Annotated in this window: 19 protein-coding genes; 17 read left to right on the plus strand and 2 right to left on the minus strand. The window is 43.2% G+C overall.

Annotated elements, in window-relative coordinates; genetic code table 11:
- Positions 1–45: 45 nt before the first annotated feature.
- The 11 genes from BW947_RS17140 (at position 46) to BW947_RS17190 (ending at position 9511) form a co-directional block, all read left to right on the plus strand.
- On the plus strand, positions 46–2256 hold the full coding sequence (locus BW947_RS17140; protein ID WP_076501860.1) for a TonB-dependent receptor: 2211 nt from the start codon (positions 46–48) through the stop codon (positions 2254–2256).
- A 98-nt stretch (positions 2257–2354) separates the two neighbouring features.
- The gene (locus BW947_RS17145; RefSeq protein WP_076501862.1) at positions 2355–2615 is read left to right on the plus strand and encodes a hypothetical protein; all 261 of its coding nucleotides are present in this window, start codon (positions 2355–2357) and stop codon (positions 2613–2615) included.
- A gap of 43 nt (positions 2616–2658) precedes the next feature.
- The gene (gene pnuC / locus BW947_RS17150) at positions 2659–3366 is read left to right on the plus strand and encodes a nicotinamide riboside transporter PnuC (protein WP_244153266.1); all 708 of its coding nucleotides are present in this window, start codon (positions 2659–2661) and stop codon (positions 3364–3366) included.
- Complete coding sequence (locus BW947_RS17155) at positions 3366–4571, plus strand: phosphotransferase (RefSeq protein ID WP_076501864.1); 1206 nt, start codon at positions 3366–3368, stop codon at positions 4569–4571. Before pnuC ends, BW947_RS17155 begins: the two co-directional genes overlap by 1 nt.
- 130 nt (positions 4572–4701) lie before the next feature.
- Complete coding sequence (locus tag BW947_RS17160; protein ID WP_076501866.1) at positions 4702–5559, plus strand: DUF6279 family lipoprotein; 858 nt, start codon at positions 4702–4704, stop codon at positions 5557–5559.
- A gap of 201 nt (positions 5560–5760) precedes the next feature.
- Positions 5761–6309 carry an NAD(P)H nitroreductase gene (locus BW947_RS17165; RefSeq protein ID WP_076501868.1) on the plus strand — a complete coding sequence of 183 codons (549 nt, stop codon included), beginning with the start codon at positions 5761–5763 and terminating at the stop codon, positions 6307–6309.
- Between the two features lie 34 nt (positions 6310–6343).
- Positions 6344–6841 (plus strand): GNAT family N-acetyltransferase, encoded by a 498-nt coding sequence (locus BW947_RS17170; protein WP_076501870.1) that lies wholly within the window; start codon positions 6344–6346, stop codon positions 6839–6841.
- A gap of 195 nt (positions 6842–7036) precedes the next feature.
- Positions 7037–7660 carry a 2OG-Fe(II) oxygenase gene (locus BW947_RS17175; protein ID WP_076501872.1) on the plus strand — a complete coding sequence of 208 codons (624 nt, stop codon included), beginning with the start codon at positions 7037–7039 and terminating at the stop codon, positions 7658–7660.
- Between the two features lie 323 nt (positions 7661–7983).
- Positions 7984–8589, plus strand: a complete 606-nt coding sequence (locus BW947_RS17180) for a GNAT family N-acetyltransferase (RefSeq protein ID WP_076501874.1) — start codon at positions 7984–7986, stop codon at positions 8587–8589.
- A gap of 19 nt (positions 8590–8608) precedes the next feature.
- Positions 8609–9073 carry a GNAT family N-acetyltransferase gene (locus tag BW947_RS17185; RefSeq protein ID WP_076501875.1) on the plus strand — a complete coding sequence of 155 codons (465 nt, stop codon included), beginning with the start codon at positions 8609–8611 and terminating at the stop codon, positions 9071–9073.
- Positions 9074–9106: 33 nt separating this feature from the next.
- A complete protein-coding gene (locus tag BW947_RS17190; protein WP_076501877.1) occupies positions 9107–9511 on the plus strand; it encodes a hypothetical protein in 405 nt (134 codons plus the stop codon).
- Positions 9512–9773: 262 nt separating this feature from the next.
- On the opposite strand, the gene BW947_RS17195 is transcribed toward BW947_RS17190, so the two are convergent.
- Positions 9774–10598, minus strand: coding sequence for a substrate-binding periplasmic protein (locus BW947_RS17195; RefSeq protein WP_076501879.1), 825 nt, complete (start codon positions 10596–10598; stop codon positions 9774–9776).
- 147 nt (positions 10599–10745) lie between these two features.
- On the opposite strand from BW947_RS17195, the gene BW947_RS17200 reads away from it, so the two are divergent.
- The 6 genes from BW947_RS17200 (at position 10746) to BW947_RS19115 (ending at position 18853) form a co-directional block, all read left to right on the plus strand.
- Complete coding sequence (locus tag BW947_RS17200) at positions 10746–11876, plus strand: DUF2157 domain-containing protein (protein WP_076501881.1); 1131 nt, start codon at positions 10746–10748, stop codon at positions 11874–11876.
- Positions 11863–13026: a DUF4401 domain-containing protein gene (locus BW947_RS17205; RefSeq protein WP_076501883.1), complete on the plus strand. Its 1164-nt coding sequence runs from the start codon at positions 11863–11865 to the stop codon at positions 13024–13026. The genes BW947_RS17200 and BW947_RS17205 overlap by 14 nt, the downstream gene beginning before the upstream one ends.
- Positions 13026–13541, plus strand: a complete 516-nt coding sequence (locus BW947_RS17210) for a GDYXXLXY domain-containing protein (protein ID WP_076501885.1) — start codon at positions 13026–13028, stop codon at positions 13539–13541. The genes BW947_RS17205 and BW947_RS17210 overlap by 1 nt, the downstream gene beginning before the upstream one ends.
- Positions 13542–13894: 353 nt before the next feature.
- Positions 13895–16729 (plus strand): ExeM/NucH family extracellular endonuclease, encoded by a 2835-nt coding sequence (locus BW947_RS17215; protein WP_076501887.1) that lies wholly within the window; start codon positions 13895–13897, stop codon positions 16727–16729.
- A gap of 990 nt (positions 16730–17719) precedes the next feature.
- On the plus strand, positions 17720–18481 hold the full coding sequence (locus tag BW947_RS17235) for a hypothetical protein (protein WP_076501889.1): 762 nt from the start codon (positions 17720–17722) through the stop codon (positions 18479–18481).
- Positions 18482–18589: 108 nt separating this feature from the next.
- The gene (locus BW947_RS19115) at positions 18590–18853 is read left to right on the plus strand and encodes a KTSC domain-containing protein (RefSeq protein WP_083948251.1); all 264 of its coding nucleotides are present in this window, start codon (positions 18590–18592) and stop codon (positions 18851–18853) included.
- On the opposite strand, the gene BW947_RS17245 is transcribed toward BW947_RS19115, so the two are convergent.
- A partial coding sequence (locus BW947_RS17245) for an IS3 family transposase (RefSeq protein ID WP_076500456.1) occupies positions 18775–19415 on the minus strand: 641 nt, incomplete at its 5' end. The two genes, BW947_RS19115 and BW947_RS17245, sit on opposite strands and share 79 nt — an antisense overlap.

Here is a 19415-nt window from a genome sequence, read left to right on the forward strand (position 1 = left end):
ATCGCTTATTCGTTGCCGGATCTCAAACTAGATATTTGAGGTCCTATGTTTAACAGTAAACCATCATATTTTACCGCGTCACCCACGCTATCTTTAACGCGAGCACCATTGGCTTTGGCTTTAGCTATTGCTGTTGCGTTGAGCACACCTGCATTTGCACAAACCGAGGCGCTTGATAAATCCGATCCCGATAAGGATATGGAAATCATGGTGGTAACGGCAGATTTTCGCGGCGCCAGTTTAGAGAAAATGCCTTCTAGTATTACAGTTATCGATGCGCAAAAAATTCAAGATGAAAGCGCACAACATTTTGAAGACTTACTTAACTCTATTGCTAACGTTAACTGGTCAGGTGGCAGTTCGCGGCCGAAATACTTCCAAATTCGCGGTGTAGGTGAACAAGAACAATACCAAGGCGCGCCCAATTCTTCTGTTGGTTACATCATTGACGATATCGATTTATCCGGTATCGGCATGGTGTCGAGCATGTATGATTTACAACAGGTTGAAGTGCTGCGTGGGCCTCAGGGCACACGTTATGGTGCTAATGCGTTAGCAGGGTTGATTTATTTAAAGAGTAATGACCCAACGGATGTGTTTGAGCATGGCGCTGAAGTGTCCTTGGGGGATGGTGATTTACGCACTTTTAGTGGTTTTAGTTCAGGGCCTGTAACGGACTCCGGTAAACTGCTGTACCGCGTTTCATTGCAGCAACATCAGCAAAATGGTTACCGCGACAACCTGTTTTTGGGCCGCGATGATACCAATAATCGTGATGAGTTTAGTGGCCGAGTTAAGCTGCGTTGGTACGCCACTGACGATCTGCAATTAGATTTGACTGTGTTGCATGCTGATTTTGATAATGGTTACGATGTATGGAGCTTAACCAATTCTCCTAAACAAACCACCTCAGATGAGCCCGGTGTCGATAGCCAGCGTACTACTGGCGCGGGTTTTAAGGTCACGTATTCGGGCGCTGAACTATTTGAGCTGACCTCGCTAACTTCCTTTGCTAATACCGATCACCATTATAGTTACGATGGCGACTGGTCTAATTCAGCTTATTGGGCGGCAAGACAATGTACTGATGATGGTATTCAGTTCTCATCGTGTCAGTATGATTATTTCTGGGATAAAACGGGCCAACGTAAAACGCTATCGCAAGAGTTTCGTTTAAGCTCTACTGAGCAAGGCCGCATTTTTGCTGAAAGTACCGACTGGTTACTCGGCGTATATGCGATGAATCTACAAGAAGATAACCAATTGTATTCTGAGTACAATACTTTCGCCGATGAAGTTTTAGACTCTGAATATGAGGCAACTAACTACGCACTATTTGGTCAGCTTGATACTGATTTAGGTTCCCAATATGCCTTGTCTGTGGGCTTACGTTTAGAGCAGCGTAACAGCCATTATTCTGATACAAACCAGGATGATTTCGACCCAAGCGAAACTATGTGGGGCGGACATATTGCCTTGAGTAAAATGCTTAACGACTCGCATAATGCTTATCTGCGTGTAGCGCGGGGCTATAAAGCGGGTGGGTTTAACATGACCTTACCGGTTGAGCTGAATGATAAAAAAGAGTTTGATACTGAGACATTGTACAACTATGAAATCGGTCTTAAATCCCATTGGTTAGCAGGACTTGTCGATACGAATCTGGCGTTGTTTTATATGGACAGACAAGATCAACAGGTGGCTGCATCGCTACAAGATCCAAATAAACCCCAGCGTTTTATTCTATTCACTGAAAATGCCGGTAGTTCAAATAACTATGGTGCTGAACTCGATGCGACTTGGTATGCCACTGATAATTTGCAACTTTACTCAAGCTTAGGTTGGCTAGAAACCGCCTACGGCAATTATCAATATCAGGATAAATACGGCACAGATGTGGATTTAACTGGCCGTGATTTAGCCCATTCTCCGCATTTTACTTACAGTCTTGGCGGCACTTATCGGGCTAATTCAGGCTGGTTTACTAACCTCAATCTGAGTGGTAAGAGCGATTTTTACTATTCTGACAGTAACGATTCCCGCTCAGAGCCATACACGATTGTTAATGCTCGGGTTGGATATGAAGCGAGTACATGGTCTGCTTATTTGTGGGGCCGTAATCTATTTGATGAAGAATACGGTGTGCGTGGCTTTTATTTCGGTAACGAGCCCGACAGTGGTTGGGCAGAAAAACAATATATTCGTTACGGCGATCCGCGCCAGCTTGGTGTAACGGTGAACGTTAAGTTCATGTAATCAAAAATATAACGACCAGGTTAATTATTTAATCGCTAAGGCTGTACCACCGTTTAGGCTACAGCTTTCTTAATCTACTTACGTTTTAAGGAATCAAAATGAAACTCACTGCAGAAATTAGCATGTATCCATTAAATGAAAACTATATCGACCCGATTAAATGGTTTATCGGCCGCGTGGATAGCTACCCCAATATTGAACGCGTAACCAATGCGATGGCAACCCAAGTTTGCGGTGAATATCTTGACGTGATGACGATGCTTGCAACCGAGATGAAAGCCGCTAATGAAAAATGGGGCAAGGCGGTATTTGTGTGTAAATTTATCGGCGGTGAGTTGGATTTAGCTCACAGCGAATAGGGCTTTATAGTCTTTGCGTTAAACGGAAAGTGAGCACAATACAATGACGGATTTATGGCTAACCTTAGTCGAGAGCATTAATTCAGCGTTTGGTGAGGCCCATGTGATGACTGCATGGGAAGCCTTAGCGGTGCTGCTGGCGATGGCGTATTTGCTGTTGGCAATGAAGGCTAATGTATGGTGCTGGGCAGCAGCGTTTGCCAGTACCGCCATTTATACGGTGTTATTCTGGAAAGTGTCATTGTTAATGGAATCGGTATTAAATATCTATTACATGGCGATGGCGCTCTACGGTTATTGGCTCTGGACCCAAGGTGGTGATAAAGAACAGGGGATAAAAGTCACCACTTGGTCACTCAAAACTCATTTAAAGCTGATTGCAACAACGGGTGTGATATCGCTATTAGTTGGGCATGGTATGGCAACCTATACCCAAGCAGCATTTCCCTATTTAGATGCAGCGACCACCTGTTTTGCGGTGATGACCACCTATTTAGTGGCAAAAAAAGTATTGGAGAATTGGCTGTACTGGGTCGTGATTGATTTTGTGTCTATTTATCTTTATTTGAGTAAAGGATTGATGCTCACATCATTGTTATTTGTGCTCTATGTGGTGCTTGCTGTTGTCGGCTATTTCCTGTGGCGCAGCACGTTAGCTAATGCTCGTAATATCTATGATGACAACGCCTGTGATACTAACGATTTTAATAAAAACACTTATAAAAAGAATGTGTTAAAGTTATTCAATTAATGAGTGATATAAATACTGCGATGCCGCTTTCATCAAACTCCGCACTCAACGCACTGTACCCGATACTCAGGCGCGCAGGGCTTGTGCAAGTGTTAAGTATCCAGGAGCTTTCAGGCGGTTTGAGTAATCACAACTATAAAATTGTTACTGCTACGACCAATTATGTACTGCGAGCTAATGCCGATGCTGCAAACCACTTGTGCAATCGTGAGCAAGAGTGTTTTTACTGGCAACAATTGGCAGACATTAAACTTGCGCCCCAACTGCTGTGGGTGAGTGAAGATAAACGCTATTATCTTAGCGAGTTTATTGAAAGCGACCATCTAATCCATTGGCCGGCATTAGAATGTCAAACCAGTGCAGCTGGTTTTGTTCAGGGCCAGGCTGAACTGAGACTATCGAAGTTAGACTCTTTACTCCCCAGCATTTTCTATCACAGCTCACATGATTGCGGCTTACACAATAGCGGCTTACATGATAGTGGCTTACATGATAGTGAATTAAATCATAGCGATGCCGACACTCAGACGCTGCTTGACCTTGCAAAGCATAATAATCATCCTAATCAAGTCCCTGATTTATTGCTGGAATTATTGCTACAATTACGCTCATCGCCCACCGGGCCTTATCATATTAGTGTCACTGAGCAGTGGCAGAGTTATCACCAGCAAATGCTCGCCTATCAGGCATCTTCTGCGTTAAAGAATCGCGCGAGGTTGCGCCAGCGTGATGAGGTAATTGATAAATATAACAATGATAAAAATTGGAATGAGCGAGTGGTTAAACTACTTGGTATTCAGATGAATATCAAAAATTGGTCTAATCGTTTGGCCGCCTGTTTAATCAAGCCACAATTTTGCCATCGAGATTTAAACCCACATAACCTCCTATTTAAAAACAACCGTCTGTATTGTATTGATTTTGAGTATGCCAGTGCGTCGCACCCACTGTGTGAGCTAGCAGTGGTGCTGGCTACCCATAGATTAACGCCAGAGCAACAAAAATTATTAGTTGACGGATATCTAAAGCAGCACCCTAATGTGACGGCCGATGCCGTGCAAGCGGTGCCCGTGGCCATTGACATGTATTGGGTGTTTGCCTGTTACTGGGCATTGTTAATGGCGGCACAAAAGCCGTCGACTCACAGTGTTGACTATCTTGCTTGGTTTGATCGTTTTTGGCCGCTGATAACGCCCAATAACTAACGCATTGACTACCTGAGTCTAGCGGTATTGTTTATCCTCAATAGCCGATTTTAATCAAATAATGCTATAACCTAAGCAGGTGACTAAATGGCTTACTTTGATAAAAATAATTCAAGGATGGAATATTCTGATGAAAAAAGGCGTGATGCTACTGGTGTTTGTTTTAGGTTTAAGTGCCTGCTCGACAAAATTTAGTTATCGTTTTCTTGACTGGGCTATCGCTTGGGAACAAGAGGATTATGTAACCTTAGATAAATCCCAACAAAAAGCATTTGATACCCTCATCGAAAGACTTGTCCGGTGGCATCAATCCACGGAATTATCCCAATATGCAGCGCAATTAACTCAAGTCGAAAGTTTACTTAAAACCAATACATTAACGCCTGAGTTGTGGGTTGAGCAGGTTGATATCGCAAAGCGACATTGGTTTCGATTATTTGAATTTTCCTTGCCGGAACTGCTACCTATCGTTGTGTCTTTAAACGATAAACAAGTGAAGCAAATCCTCGCGAAATTACGCGAAGATGAGAGGGAACTCGTTAAAGAGTTTGCCGGAAAGACCGTCGAACAATTGCAAAAAGATGCCAATAAAAACCTTCAACAACAATTTAGCGATTGGCTTGGTAGTCTGAGCGCCACACAAAAATTACTTATCCACCAGTATAATCAACAGCGTTTATTAACCTTAGATATGTGGCTTGAGTACCGGCATGAGTGGCTACGTCAATTTGAGATCGCCCTTTGGCAGCGCACCGATAAAACGCTGTTAACCGAACGTTTAACGTTGTTGATGACACAAGCTGATGAACTTAAGTCAGAACAACATAAAGTGTTTTTACGTAAAAATACTGAAGCCTTTGGCACTTTATTACTGGCAATAAACGCGAGTTTATCGGAAAAGCAATCTATGCATTTCTATAAAAAATTAGACAAGCTTATTCAAGACCTCACCGAGCTAAATCAAGAGGCGATTGCAAAAGAAGCCTAACGAGTATAGCCAAATGTTATTACCACAATAGGATGCTTATTTGGCAGATGAGCTTGGGTAAGCTGAGGATATCCAATAATCGGGTGTACTTTTAATCTTTACGCATGACATCAGTCCCACTGAATTAGTGGGATTTTTTATGCCTCTTTGCCTGTAATTTGCTATGCTTGGGCGCAATTTATATCGAATTAGGATAATAACGTGGACGCTATTGAACTCTTGCTTACCCGTCAATCAACTCCCAGATTAACAACGCCCGCTCCAGATGCTGAACAATTAAAAATCATTTTGGATGCGGCTATTCGGGTGCCCGATCATGGTGCTTTAACACCATGGGAATTTATTATTGCGACAGATAAAGGGTTAGAGCGATTAGCTGACATTTTTGTTGCGGCGGCAAAAGCGAATGACGCCGATGAAGATTTTGTCAATAAAGCGAAAGGTATGCCAATGCGTGCGCCTATGGTGATTACTGTTGTGGCAAAAACGCAAGCACATACCAAAGTGCCCTTACTCGAACAACAAATAGCAGCAGGTTGCGCGACGATGGCCATGCAACAAGCGGCATTTGCCTTAGGCTTAGGCGCAGTGTGGCGCACGGGGGATTTTGCCTTTGATGCTAATGTAAATAAGGCATTGGGCCTTACACCACAAGATCAAATCGTTGGATTTTTATATCTTGGCTCGCCTGCAGTGATAGCGCCTAAAAAATCGCAAAAGGATGGCAGTCAATACGCTCGTTATTTATAAATGTTATTTCTATAGCATAAAGTGGAGAAATCCTATGCAAGTTGCGCGTACACCTCGATTGATCCTCCGCCAGCTAACTGCTGCGGATGCATCTTTTATATTAGTCCTACTTAATAGCCAGGGTTTTATTGAGAACATCGGCGACAAAGGCGTACGTACTCTTGCACAAGCCAGAAGCTATATCACCGATGGACCTATGAAAAGTTATGCCGAACACGGTTTTGGCTTATATGCCGTAGTATTAGCGAATAATGGCTTTTGCATTGGGATTTGCGGCTTAATCAAACGTCCACAACTGAATGATGTTGATATCGGTTATGTTTTATTACCGCAATACTGGGGCCAAGGTTATACATTTGAAGCCGCAAAAGCGTCTTTAGATTTAGGAAAACGCTTAGGCATACAGCGTATTGTCGCAATTGTTAACAGTCAAAATGGCGCCTCCAAAGCGTTACTGAATAAACTGGGATTACACTTTGAACAGTGTTTGCAGCTTAGCCCTAACGATACCCCTGTTGAATTATTTGGCTAATGGTAAGTAATTGTTTTTATATGTTTTTATTTTGTTGTAATCCAGTGTTCTTTACTCTAAAATCTTGCAGAATTTATCTATTGGGATATGGCAATCATATCTCTTTCGACGCCCCTCGAAAATCAGGCTCACTTAATCCTTCCTTGAGCCCTTGAGTACAGCAAAAGCGTAGCCTCAATTTTTGGATGTAGCATAATGGTTTCGCAATTAAGTGAAGCAATGCTGGACGTGATCGCTGATGCCCTAGTCGATAAAGGTTATATTTTTTTATCTGACTTAATTCCTACCCATATTAGCCAAGTGTTATTGGAAAAAATCCAATCGACACAAGCTCATGAGCTTAAAGCTGCCTCTATTGGTCGTGGCATAGAGCAACAATTAAACCCTGATATTCGTCGTGACAGGATCCAATGGTTAGAGGAGTCTAATGAACCCGATAGCCAGTATTTGGATGTAATGATGCAACTCAAAAATGGCTTAAATCGTCGCTTGTTTATGGGCTTATTCGATTATGAAAGTCACTATGCCGTGTATCAGCCAGGCGCATTTTATAAGAAGCATGTCGATGCACTTAAAGGCAGTCAAAATCGTATTTTAACGACAGTGTTTTTTTTAAATCCCGACTGGAAAGCCGCCGATTGCGGTGAGTTGATTATTTATGATGAAGCCAATATTGAGATTGAACGCATCGCGCCTAAGATGGGCCAATTTGTGATATTTCTTAGCGAACGCTTTCCCCATGAAGTAACTAAAACCTTAGCTCAGCGTAATAGTATTGCTGGCTGGTTTAGGGTCAGCAATAGCGTGCATGGTTTTTAATCTTCTGGATAGTTAACACCTAAATGCTGTGGCTAGGTTTAGGTGTTTAGCCGTGCCGAGTGCTTATGTTATTCGTTACCGTTGATCACTATTAGCGATAGTGATGTGTTGTTGTGTATTCATCTTTTATCTCTACCTTCCTAAATATCTCACTGCCCAGCGTTTTATCAATCTTAATTTTTAGATAATCCAAGCCACTGACAATATAATAAATTTGTCCAATCATACTGAAAATAGAAGTGTTTTTTTATTCTCGTTTAATGTTAGGCTAGATAAAAGCGTGCGCTGCAGCACGGTTTTTATCATTTAACGGAGACGGTATAGTGGGCAGTGAAGATAACTTAGGTTGTTTAACGGGTGAGCATATCGTGCTGGAGCCTTTGTCCTTGTCCCATGTGGCGGCATTGAGTTTAGCCGTTACAGATGGTCAACTTTGGCGTTTATGGTATACCAGCGTACCAGAGCCAGCGCAGATGAAGCTCTATGTGACTAAAGCCATCGAGGAAAAAGCACAGGGTCAGAGTTTTCCGTTTGCGGTGCGCGATAGCGTGTCTGGTAAGATTGTCGGATGCACGCGAATTTGCCATTGGGAGCCTGACAATCGTCGCCTTGAAATTGGCTACACTTGGTTTGCTAAAAGTGCCCAGCGTACGGGCATTAATACTGAATCTAAATTGCTATTGCTGACCTTCGCCTTTGAAACCTTAAACGCCATAGCCGTTGAGTTTCGCACTCACTGGCATAACCAAGCCTCCAGACAAGCTATTGCCAGACTCGGTGCTAAGCAAGACGGGGTGTTGCGTAATCACAAAATTCTTAAAGACGGCACAATCCGCGATACTGTGGTGTATTCCATTATTGATGCTGAGTGGCCAGCGGTGAAAAACAGTCTGCAATTTCGATTGCGACAACGACCGTTAATACGCTAACGATAAAAAGGAAAGGTCCATGGCAAGCATTATAACTCGAGCAGATGTGACTCATGCCCATGATGTCGCAGTGTTATTTAATGAGTACCGACAGTTTTACGATTGCCAATATGATTTAGCGGCCGCCGAGCAGTTTATTTGTTCAAGATTGGTAGATGAGTCGTCGGTGATATTTATTGCCAAAGATAATCAAGGGCTTGGGTTAGGTTTTATTCAAATGTATCCCAGCTTTTCATCGCTACGTTTGGCGCCGATATTAATTCTTAATGATGTTTATGTAACGCAACACGCTCGCTGTGTTGGTATTGGGCGAGCGTTAGTGCAGCAGGCTGTCTGTTATGCCAAAACCCATAAAATGAGTTATTTGATGTTAGAAACACAACAAAAAAACCAGCGCGCGCAAGGCTTATATGAAGGTTTAGGCTTTGTGCGCAATCAAGATTTTTATACCTACGAGCTTGAGATCCACCCAGAGCTTGGTTAGGTTTATGTATAACGATTCAAAAGGAAAAGTAGCATGTTAACTCAGGTAAAAACGTTAGTCTTAGGTGGTTTAGTTTTCAGTGCCAGTACAGCCGCTTGGGCCGGTGAAGCAGAAAAAGCATTGAGCAAAGAATTAATTGAATGCGCCGCTTATTACCAAATTAGCTCCGAAGCGATAGCAGCAATGAATGCCCCGCAAATGCAGGCGGTGGGTGAACGTTTAAAAAGCTCTAAAGTGGAAGCCGAAAATCTTGCTAAAAAATACAATTCAGAGGCTGAAGTCACTCAAGCGGTGGCCGATGCTAAAACGCGCCAAATCAAAAGTCTAGGCGGTTCAAGCAGCTTAGGAGCGTTAATGGGTCAATATAAAGAACAATGTAAAACCCTCTTAGCCGATCCACAAAAACGCTTAGATTATTGGACCATGGCAACTATGTAACCGTTGCGTGTTGTCATTAGTGTCAATGAAAGGAGCCTGCAGGCTCCTTTTGCATTTTTAAAGGGCATTGTTAAAGATAATTTTTAGCGATGTGATATTAACCTTTGCAATTTGACAGTTTTACATTGCTACATTAAGTCCACGCTAATCGTATGCGGATAATTGTGTTATCTGCTTTGGTTTTTTGCTTATTTCGATTTTTGCGGTGCTCGAACTATTGATCTCGATGATTGAACGTTCATTTTATCAATAGATAAACCAGTTATTGTTTTAATGTAATAGCATATTCAGCGGCAAGTTCGCTCAGTTTACCATTATTGATTAATAGTTTTATCCAGTGGGAAAGTTGTTTTTCATCAAGTACCGATTGGGGATTAAGCAAGATGCCATTGTCATAGGCTTGATCCCATTTATCGGCGATTAACAATAACGGCTTGTCCTGTGGATTCATCTTTAAATAATATTGTAAGTAAGAATGGGTGACGGGAGCAATATCAGCGCGTCCACGTAGAACGCTCTGTATTGAAGCGCTATTGTTATTAACAAACAAAGGGTTAAATTGTAGTGAGAGAGTATCTGGTGAAGTTTTAAAATTAGCGAATTGATAGTGATAGCCTTTCACTATGGCAACAGACTTGCCGGTTAGATTTTTAAAATAATGTTGATCCTGCGCTTTGGCGTTAAGTGCAATCAATACTTCACCATCTAACATATGTAATGGAATAAAATGATAATTAATGTTGTGCCATCCCCAAGTGGGATTTTCAAATATAAGCATGTCAAAGCGGCCTAAGGCGTAGGCTTTATATCGGTGTTCTATGCTGGTAATCGTAAATTCAAATATCACTTCTTGTTGTATTTGATTTAATGCATCGATAATGTCGAGGGTGAGGCCAGTGTAATGGCCATTATGTAGATCCACATAGGGAGCAAATTGATAACCACCGACACGAATAGTCGGTTTTTCTGTCGGTTTTATAGAGTGTGCTCTTTGAGGTGGTACCGGCTCTTGAGCTAAAACAGCCGTATGAAAGCTTACTGCTAAACAAAGGAAAAAGAGTAGACGATATAAAGGGTTAAATATCATGTATACCTCTAATTATTTCTAGTCTTGCCTGTCTGCCCATCACTTTTAAAAGTATATACCATTATTTTTGCTTAATCGTTTGGATATCATACGAATTTTAACTTCAACATAGTAAGCTAGCGCAAAACAGATTAGGGAGATCTCACATTGAGTAAAATAGCATCTCAAGTGTGTAATTGGGTGGAACAGGGACATATCACCGCCGAACAGGCAAATACGCTTTATGTACAACTGGCTTCACGGCCTAATGTATCGAGCTGGCGCGGTCTAATTGCCCACTTATTACTGTGGTTTGGTGCGCTGAGTGCTGCCTGTGGTTTGATTTTTTTCTTTGCCTACAATTGGCAATCCCTCGGACGTTTTGCCAAATTTGCTCTTATCGAAGTTGCGATTCTGCTCGCTATAGCGGTATTCGCTTGGCTCTATTATCGCACCGCACATCAGTTTAGCTCAGTCCATCAGGCTCAAACTGAGGCTAATACTGGGAACCAAGCGAATACTCAATCTACGGTATTTGGTGCCACAACAGCTAATACAGTATTGCTTACAGCAAGCGTGTTAGTGGGCGGTTTATTGGCACTGGTTGGACAAACCTATCAAACGGGGGCAGATCCTTGGCAGCTATTTGCTCTATGGGCGCTGCTAATTTTACCTTTTGCATGGGTAGCAGGGTTTGATGCTTTATGGTTACTCGTGGTGGCATTGTTTAACCTTAGCTTAGGATTACTTTTTGATACTTTTGCTCATTTTTGGGGTGATTTCTGGGATGAGCAGCGACTGCTACTAATATTTATCTGTTTAAATTTAGCCATTTATTATGCTTTTGTTTTTTTAGACCGAAAAGTGGCGGGGCGTTGGCATGCTCCGCTTGTGGAGTACGCCAGTTCGATGTTTGCTATGGGCTGCTTTACGTTATTAATCTGTTGGTTGATTTTTGATGATGCTTTTAACCACGGAGAGCTTAATTCTTGGATTTTCTGCGGCTATATTGCTCACCTTGGCCTCAGCTTCTTTGTGTTTCGCTATGTATTACCGCGAATATACCCCTTAGCCTTGGGCGGCTTTAGCCTGATTGCTGTGGGCGCGGCATTACTGATTAAATTAATGTTTGAAAACAGCGATCCTATTGGTGGTTTTCTCTTTATTGGTCTTTATATTATTTTAGCAAGCAGCGGATTAAGCATGGGCTTAAGAAAATTGAACCGGCTTTTTAAAACGTCGCCCGCGATATTAAGTACCAATAAGGAAACAGTGGGAGACACTCATGGACGAAAATAAAGACTTATCAGTAGGTCAGCCGCTCAATTACGCATTAAATAATAGCGCGGCGCCCAATGATCGTTCGAGTGAGCCTGAACTGGCCGCATTGTGGCAAACCTTATATGCCCAAGGCAAAGTCAAATCACCTCATGCACCTGAAACGCAAGATACGCCTTGGTATATTGCCGTTATGCAAGCTTTCGCCGCTTGGATAGCCGCCTTGTTTCTACTAGGGTTTATGGCCTCATTGTTAAACGTGGTGTTTGATCAAAATGAAGAGGATATCGCTTTAGTTGTTGGTATCGTTTATTTGGGCATAGGGCTTGGGTTTTACTTGTTGGCCAAACCGCAAATCTTTGTGCAGCAGTTTGCTTTTGCCGTTTGTTTGAGTGGACTCTTAGGCATTGCTTGGGGATTATATAATATTTTGGGGTACGACTTTAGCCTGGCTTGGTATCTGTGTATGGCGAGCATTCTTTTGCTACTTTGGGGGTTAATTAACCATAGTTTGGCTCAGTTTGTATTTGCCTTTTGTGTCAGTGCTTGCTTTGTCGGCATTGCGGCACTGATTAACTTATTCTATCTCTGCCCGAGTGTGTTGGTGTTAATCGTCAGTTCGCTATTATTCAACCTCAATCGTTTAGGGCGACATTATCAACGCGCGCGTATGTTGCTTTATGGTTTTGCATTGATGTTGTTGGATGTTCAGCTAACACATGCCTTTAGCATGGATTATCTCTTTGACGAGTTATTCAATCCTTTACAACAAACGCTGTGGTTTAGTGTGTTGCAACTATTGATCATTTTCGTGATAGGCAGTTTTTTACTGATAAATATTTATCGTGAGCGCCAGCAATCGTTGTACTCGTTGTCGGCACTCAGCTGTTTTATCGGTTTAGTTTTAGTGAGTGGCTTATCTTTACCCATGCAGGGGTTATCTACGGCCATCCTCTTGATTTTACTCGGTCATTATAGCAATGAATTTTGGCTAAAAAGCATGGGCATTATCGCTGCATTACTCTTTGTCAGCGGATATTATTATTCCCTCGAGACGACTTTGTTACTCAAATCCGCCTATATGATGGGCTTAGGTGCGCTACTACTGGTGGCTAGAGTGCTAATGTGGCGGTTATTTCCTGTCAATGAAAATGCCAAGGAGACTATGTGATGGGAAATGTGATGGCAAAGCTATCGGCTACACATAAGTGGGCGCTTGGGATTGTATTATTCACCACTGTGGCGATTCTTACGGGCGTGAATTGGCGGATTTTCAAGTTTGAACAGTTGCTTAACCATGGGCAAGTGGTGCGCTTTGCATTAGCACCCGTGGATCCACGCTCGTTAATGCAGGGGGATTACATGGCGCTGGAATATGCAATTGCCCGCGATGTTAGCAGCGCCTTAACGCCGCAGCAAATGCAAGGCCAGTTATTGTTGGCAGTAGATGAGCAAAAGGTGGCGCGTTTTGTAGACTTTTATACCGACCAAGCGCTCGGTAAAGATCAACTGCGGGTGCAGTTTCGTGCCCGAGGTAATCAAATCAAACTGGCATCGAACAGCTTTTTCTTCGAAGAAGGGCAAGCCGATCATTTTAGTAGCGCTAAATACGGTGAGTTTAGGGTGAACGACAACGGTGAGTTGTTACTGGTTAAATTACTCGATGAAAAACTTCAGCCCTTATAATCCCTAGCATACTGCTGTTATGCATTTGCGTTATTTACTCCGCTTATTTTTAACAGCAATTAATCTTTACCATATTCATTTTTAATATCACATTTATTATCTCTGGCCGCCTTTTATATAGGGCGGTCAGTAGCTGCCATACTGCTTTATTCCTAGCTCTGCTCACTAAGCTTTGCTGCTAAATCCTACGAATAATATCCATCTTTAGTTGCAACCTAATGGCAACTAATCTGTAACCTTTATCGTCTATAGTATCGTTAGTCTTTGAAGTGGGATCGCTTTAAAGCATCTAAGCACATAAATCAGATACCAATTTCACATCAAATATTAAAACAATACATTTAGGGGTCTTAATGTTTAATACTAAAACTGTACTGGCGTTAGCCATCGGCAGCGTTTGTGGGCTTGCCCATGGCGCGGATAATTTGATCATTTCAGAATACGTCGAAGGCAGCAGCAACAATAAAGCCATCGAGCTGTATAACCCAACCGCAGGTGTTATTGATTTAAGCCAATACCAATTGCGTTTCTATTTTAATGGCAGCACCAACGTCGGCACGACCATTGCGCTCACTGGCTCATTAGCGGCGGGGGCGACGTATGTGGTTGCCGATAATGATGCCTCTGCCGATATCCTTGCAGTGACAGATCAACAAAGTAGCGCGAGTTTCTTTAATGGTGATGATGCCATTGAACTAACTTATCAAAATCAAGTGATTGATAGTTTAGGTCAAGTCGGTGTTGATCCTGGTACCGAGTGGGGCAGTGGTGATTTATCCACGCAAGACAACACCCTGCGCCGTAATCCAGAGCAGTTGATTGCCGATCCCATTAGTGACGATGCGGTCAGCTTTAGCACTTGGCTAGGTTTTGCTAAGGATGATATTTCTGATCTCGGTAAATTCAGCGCCGGCACGCCGACCGATCCCGTCGACCCGCCACCGAGTTCTTTAGTGTGCGGTGAAGAAGCCACAGCAATTCATGCGCTTCAAGGCGCGGGTGCTGCCAGTCCTCTTAATGGTCAAACCTTAGTGGTTGAAGCGGTTGTTGTCAGTAATCAGGAAGCCGGCCTTAAGGGCATTTTTGTACAAATGGCCGATAACGAAGCTGATAACGATCCAAAAACCTCCGAAGGCGTATTTGTGTATACCGGTACTGCGCCCACCGTGTATGTGGCGGGCGATCGTATTCGTTTACAAGCTAAAGTGACTGAATATCAAGGCCTAACAGAGTTAACTACCCTGTCTGCACACACGCTTTGCGCCACAGGGCAAGCATTACCAACGGCGGCTGTGCTGACTTTACCAATTAACAGCAGTGATGATTTTGAGCGATTTGAGGGTATGCGTGTTCGTTTTAGCCAAGATTTAGTGGTAAACGAAGTCTACAACCTTGGTCGTTACGGCGAGATTACATTAGGCAGTCAACGTCACTTTATTGGTACGCAAGTGGCTTTACCTGGCGCTGATGCGCTGGCGGTGAGCGCGGCTAACCAACGCGACAGTATTTTATTGGATGATGGTTTAACCGCGCAAAATCCTGATCCGGTGCAATTCCCTGCACCGGGTCTGAGCGCATCAAACACAGTGCGGGTGGGCGATAAAGTGACGCAGCTTAGCGGTGTGATGCATTATGGCTTTAATCTGTATCGCATTATGCCAGTAGAGACGGTTAACTTTGTGGCGGAAAACCCACGCCCTGTCGCACCTACATTAAATGAGGGCGGTAACCTTAACGTCGCTAGTTTTAACGTGCTCAACTACTTCAATGGTGACGGTCAAGGTGAGGGGTTCCCAACTGCGCGTGGTGCCAATACTTTGAGCGAATTTGAGCGTCAAAAGGCAAAGATTATCAGTGCGATGGTAGGTATTAGTGCTGATGTATTTGGCTTAATGGAAATCGAAAACGATGGCTTTGGCGCCAGTTCTGCCATTGCCGATTTAGTCACAGGTTTAAACACTGCAATCGGTGAGGTGCGTTACGCTTATATCGCGCCAACGGGCATGAATGCTATTGGCACCGATGCCATCACGGTCGGCTTGATTTATCGTAGCGATAAAGTCACACCACAGGGCGCGGCGCGCATTCTATCCAGTGCCAATTCGCCATTAGATGACGACCAGCAACCGCTGTTTGATGATGGTAAAAACCGTCCTATGCTAACTCAAGCCTTTAGTGTGAACGGCAGCGAAGAAAGTGTGGTCGTAGCGGTTAATCACCTTAAATCTAAGGGTAGTGAATGTGTGGGCGATCCTGATCTGAATGATGGTCAAGGTAACTGTAATATCACTCGTACCCGCGCGGCAGCGGCAGCAGGCCAATGGATTAGCGAGCAATATCCAGATCAAGGCGTATTGCTAATTGGTGATTTGAACGCTTATGCGAAGGAAGACCCATTAACGGCATTAGCTAATGCAGGCTTTAGCGAGCTGTTTGCCAAACTTCAAAAGCCGAACCCTTATTCCTATGTGTTCTCGGCTGAATCGGGTCAGCTAGATCATGCTTTAGCAAACGCTGCCTTGTTAGATAAAGTGGTGGATGTGACGCAGTGGCATATCAATACCGATGAGCCACTCATACTGGATTACAACGAAGAGTTTAAGACGCCGGCTCAAATCCAAGACTTATTTGCCACGGATGCATATCGCTCATCGGATCACGATCCTGTGGTGATTTCACTCTTGCTTGAAGCGGAAAACATCGCGCCAGTAGCCAGTTTCACTCAAGTAGTGAATGGGGCTGCGGTGCAACTGACACCCACTTCAACCGACAGCGATGGACAGATTGTATCAGCCCAGTGGAACTTTGGTGACAACACAGTGGCAATGGGTGAGGTAGTGACTCACAGTTACAGCCAAAGCGGTGAGTATCTGGTCACGCTAACAGTGACGGATAATGACGGCCTAACCCATAGCACGTCGCAAGCGGTGACTGTGGTTGTTGAAGAGGTGAAACAACCGCCTGTTGCGCAAATTCAGCGTATCAATTTATTGCTTGTCGATATGTTTATCTCGACTAGCTATGATACCGATGGCGTGATCAAGCAACATAAATGGACGTTCGACAATGGCACCCGTGCTAACGGTCAAGTGGTATTGCGCCTTGCCCGCCGTGGACAACATACTGTTGAACTCACCGTTAAAGATAATGACAAGTTAACGGATACTACGACGCTGACGTATCGTTAAGTCAGTCTTTGTATTCCGTTGATTTTTAAGTCACGTCAAGCCCGCAGCCGCGGGCTTTTCTTTTTGGCTAAAAGCAAGAGAACGTTGTCGTCAGTTGTGCTGTATTCATTGCCATTGTTTCCCCAGTGACGCGCCGTCTATTTATTTAACAAGAAGCCTCCCTGAGGGCTCTAATAAAATATCCCTGTTTTAGAAGGTCACTGGTGCAACAATGCCTATTTTAACTAACCCTTCTGCTGTTTGTTTAGCTAAAAAGCTATTGCGCCAAAGCAAGATAACTTTATCGTCAGTTGTGCAGTATGAATTGTCATTGCTTCCCCAGTGACCCGCCGTAAATATATCCCTATAGGCTCGACGGCGGCATCCATGCCGCCAACGGTCACTGGTACAACAATGCCAATCCTCACTAACCCTATCGCTGTTCGATTAGCTAAAAAGCTATTGCCCCAAAGTGTGTTTCGTAGTTTGAATGCTTTAATCAAAATCAAAGTCGTGGGGCTTCACCCCACACCCGACCAAAGAGGACTGCTCGTCCTATCCTCCTTGGATGCTCCAAGACGCCCCCAAGGGAGTTGAAAGCCCCTTGCGCTCATTGATAAATTTGCTATCGCTTCCGAAGGATGCGTCCCTGCACCTGCGAAAGCTAGTCGGTCATCCATGACCGAACTCACGCACTCTTTATTAAATCAAGAGCTCTATTCGCCCTGCGGCAACTCCGAGGGGAGGTGTATTCCTTGGAGTTTTGAGTCGTTAGATAGCGATTCATCAGCAAAAAATAAGTGCTAAGAATGAGAAAGCTAAAACGATATCAAGTGATTAGCCTCCAAACTGTATAAAAGATAGCTACCGCAAAAAAGCGAATTCCTATAGCATCATTTATACCAATAGACATGGATGTGGCAGCGGCCAAGTCCAACAAGCGATTTATTCCCTGCAAACAGCGCAGCGCATAAATACTAAGACGTTAAGAGTCCAAACTAATAGGAATCTATGAGCACAAAAATTAACCTCTCATTAGTTGTATACGGACTAGTTTTATTCTCAGGCATTTCCTATCTTTGGGGTTTTTGGATAAAGTTTGACATCAATATCCTTTCCTACGTTGCTCTAACCGAGATAGTAAAAGCCTCTGTTTATCCAGCTCTTCCTGCTATAGGTATCCTTGCTGCTTATTCTGCAATGGATGGAGTCAACTCAATGTCTAAGAAACAACATGATGAGTATATGGAAGCTGGCGGTATATTTAAGGGGTTCACTTATGTTCTTAAGTTTTACTGTATTTCAATGATGCTGCTGAGCTTGGGTAGCTCTGTATATACAGCGATAACTGAAACAGGGTACATGCGATTAAGAGGTCTTTATCCACTAGTATCTCTAATCCTGTTTTTATACATAATCTTCAGCAATAAGTATTTACTTAACTTACCGGTTAATTTAAGGGTATTTGTAGTTTCCATATTTTGTTTTTTACCTACAGTGGCATTCGCAAAAGGGTATACCAATGGCGAAAGTGCAATGGATCATAATGCGATAGGTTACTATGTGGTTAGCAGTGGGTATTGCTCATCAACTGAAGGAGAGAAATTTCGCTACATCGGTGTTTTAGGAAGTAGACTTTTTAGCATATCTTCAAAGGATAATAGTATCTGTATTTCAAAGTCTGAAGATTTTAAATTGGTAAGCTACAACGAACTAACTCTTAATAAGCAGCTCAACATGGATGCTGTAAAAACCGCAGCGCCTGTTAGTTGAGCGTTAAAAGTACAGGGAGTAATCATGTATACCGGATATTGGATTGATGATGGGCATATTTATGGTCCCTCCAAAACACTAACTTGGCTTAATAAATAGGAGTTCAAAATGACTGATTGGATAAACGTTAGATCTACGGCAATTCGTCGTATTGGGTATGACTCAGCTTCAATGCGTATGTATATTGATTTTGAGGATAGTGATCCGGTCTATACGTTTTGCAGAGTCCCCGAACAAGTATTTAAAGAGTTTGCTAATGCACGTTCAGTTGGCCAGTACTATCACTGTAGTGGTCAACTAAATTTGGCCACGGCTTTAGAATCTTCCCAAAATCTTCGCTCTGATTCATTTGGGCTTAATCCTGCATTATAATGATGTGGCCTGACTTGGCTGTAATAGCCAATAATATAATTAGTCACATCCTGTTTAGCTTCAACAAAACTCTTATAGCCTTGCGTTGGCACCCATTCTGTTTTTAAACTCCTGAAAAATCGCTCCATTGGCGCATTATCCCAGCAGTTACCTCGACGACTCATGCTCTGGGTGATTTGATATTTCCACAGCCGTTGACGGTATTTAAGGCTAGTGTAATGGCTGCCTTGGTCTGAGTGAAATATCAGGTTTTTAGGCTTACTCCGTGATTCAAATGCCATTTCCAGTGCTTTCACCGTTAACTCAGTATCTGGTGAAAATGACATTGCCCAACCCACCGCTTTTCTCGAAAATAAGTCCAGCACAACAGCTAAATAACACCAGCGATTACCCGCCCAAATGTAAGTGACATCGCCACACCAGACGGTGTTTGGTTCAACCACTGCAAATTGTCGTTCGAGTATATTGGGGATAGCGACATGCTCCTTCCCTGCCTTCTTGTAGTGATGTTTCGGTTGTTGGCAACTGACTAATCCTAGCTTTTTCATTAGCTTAGTTGCCC

The organism is Shewanella morhuae (genome assembly GCF_900156405.1).
Lineage (GTDB): Bacteria > Pseudomonadota > Gammaproteobacteria > Enterobacterales > Shewanellaceae > Shewanella > Shewanella morhuae.

Coding starts and splice junctions, on each gene's coding strand:
- BW947_RS17140 (WP_076501860.1), top strand. CDS start 46: ATGTTTAACAGTAAACCATCATATTTTACCGCGTCACCCACGCTATCT.
- BW947_RS17145 (WP_076501862.1), top strand. CDS start 2,355: ATGAAACTCACTGCAGAAATTAGCATGTATCCATTAAATGAAAACTAT.
- pnuC (WP_244153266.1), top strand. CDS start 2,659: ATGACGGATTTATGGCTAACCTTAGTCGAGAGCATTAATTCAGCGTTT.
- BW947_RS17155 (WP_076501864.1), top strand. CDS start 3,366: ATGAGTGATATAAATACTGCGATGCCGCTTTCATCAAACTCCGCACTC.
- BW947_RS17160 (WP_076501866.1), top strand. CDS start 4,702: ATGAAAAAAGGCGTGATGCTACTGGTGTTTGTTTTAGGTTTAAGTGCC.
- BW947_RS17170 (WP_076501870.1), top strand. CDS start 6,344: ATGCAAGTTGCGCGTACACCTCGATTGATCCTCCGCCAGCTAACTGCT.
- BW947_RS17175 (WP_076501872.1), top strand. CDS start 7,037: ATGGTTTCGCAATTAAGTGAAGCAATGCTGGACGTGATCGCTGATGCC.
- BW947_RS17185 (WP_076501875.1), top strand. CDS start 8,609: ATGGCAAGCATTATAACTCGAGCAGATGTGACTCATGCCCATGATGTC.
- BW947_RS17190 (WP_076501877.1), top strand. CDS start 9,107: ATGTTAACTCAGGTAAAAACGTTAGTCTTAGGTGGTTTAGTTTTCAGT.
- BW947_RS17195 (WP_076501879.1), bottom strand. CDS start 10,598: ATGATATTTAACCCTTTATATCGTCTACTCTTTTTCCTTTGTTTAGCA.
- BW947_RS17205 (WP_076501883.1), top strand. CDS start 11,863: ATGGACGAAAATAAAGACTTATCAGTAGGTCAGCCGCTCAATTACGCA.
- BW947_RS17210 (WP_076501885.1), top strand. CDS start 13,026: ATGGGAAATGTGATGGCAAAGCTATCGGCTACACATAAGTGGGCGCTT.
- BW947_RS17215 (WP_076501887.1), top strand. CDS start 13,895: ATGTTTAATACTAAAACTGTACTGGCGTTAGCCATCGGCAGCGTTTGT.
- BW947_RS17235 (WP_076501889.1), top strand. CDS start 17,720: ATGAGCACAAAAATTAACCTCTCATTAGTTGTATACGGACTAGTTTTA.
- BW947_RS19115 (WP_083948251.1), top strand. CDS start 18,590: ATGACTGATTGGATAAACGTTAGATCTACGGCAATTCGTCGTATTGGG.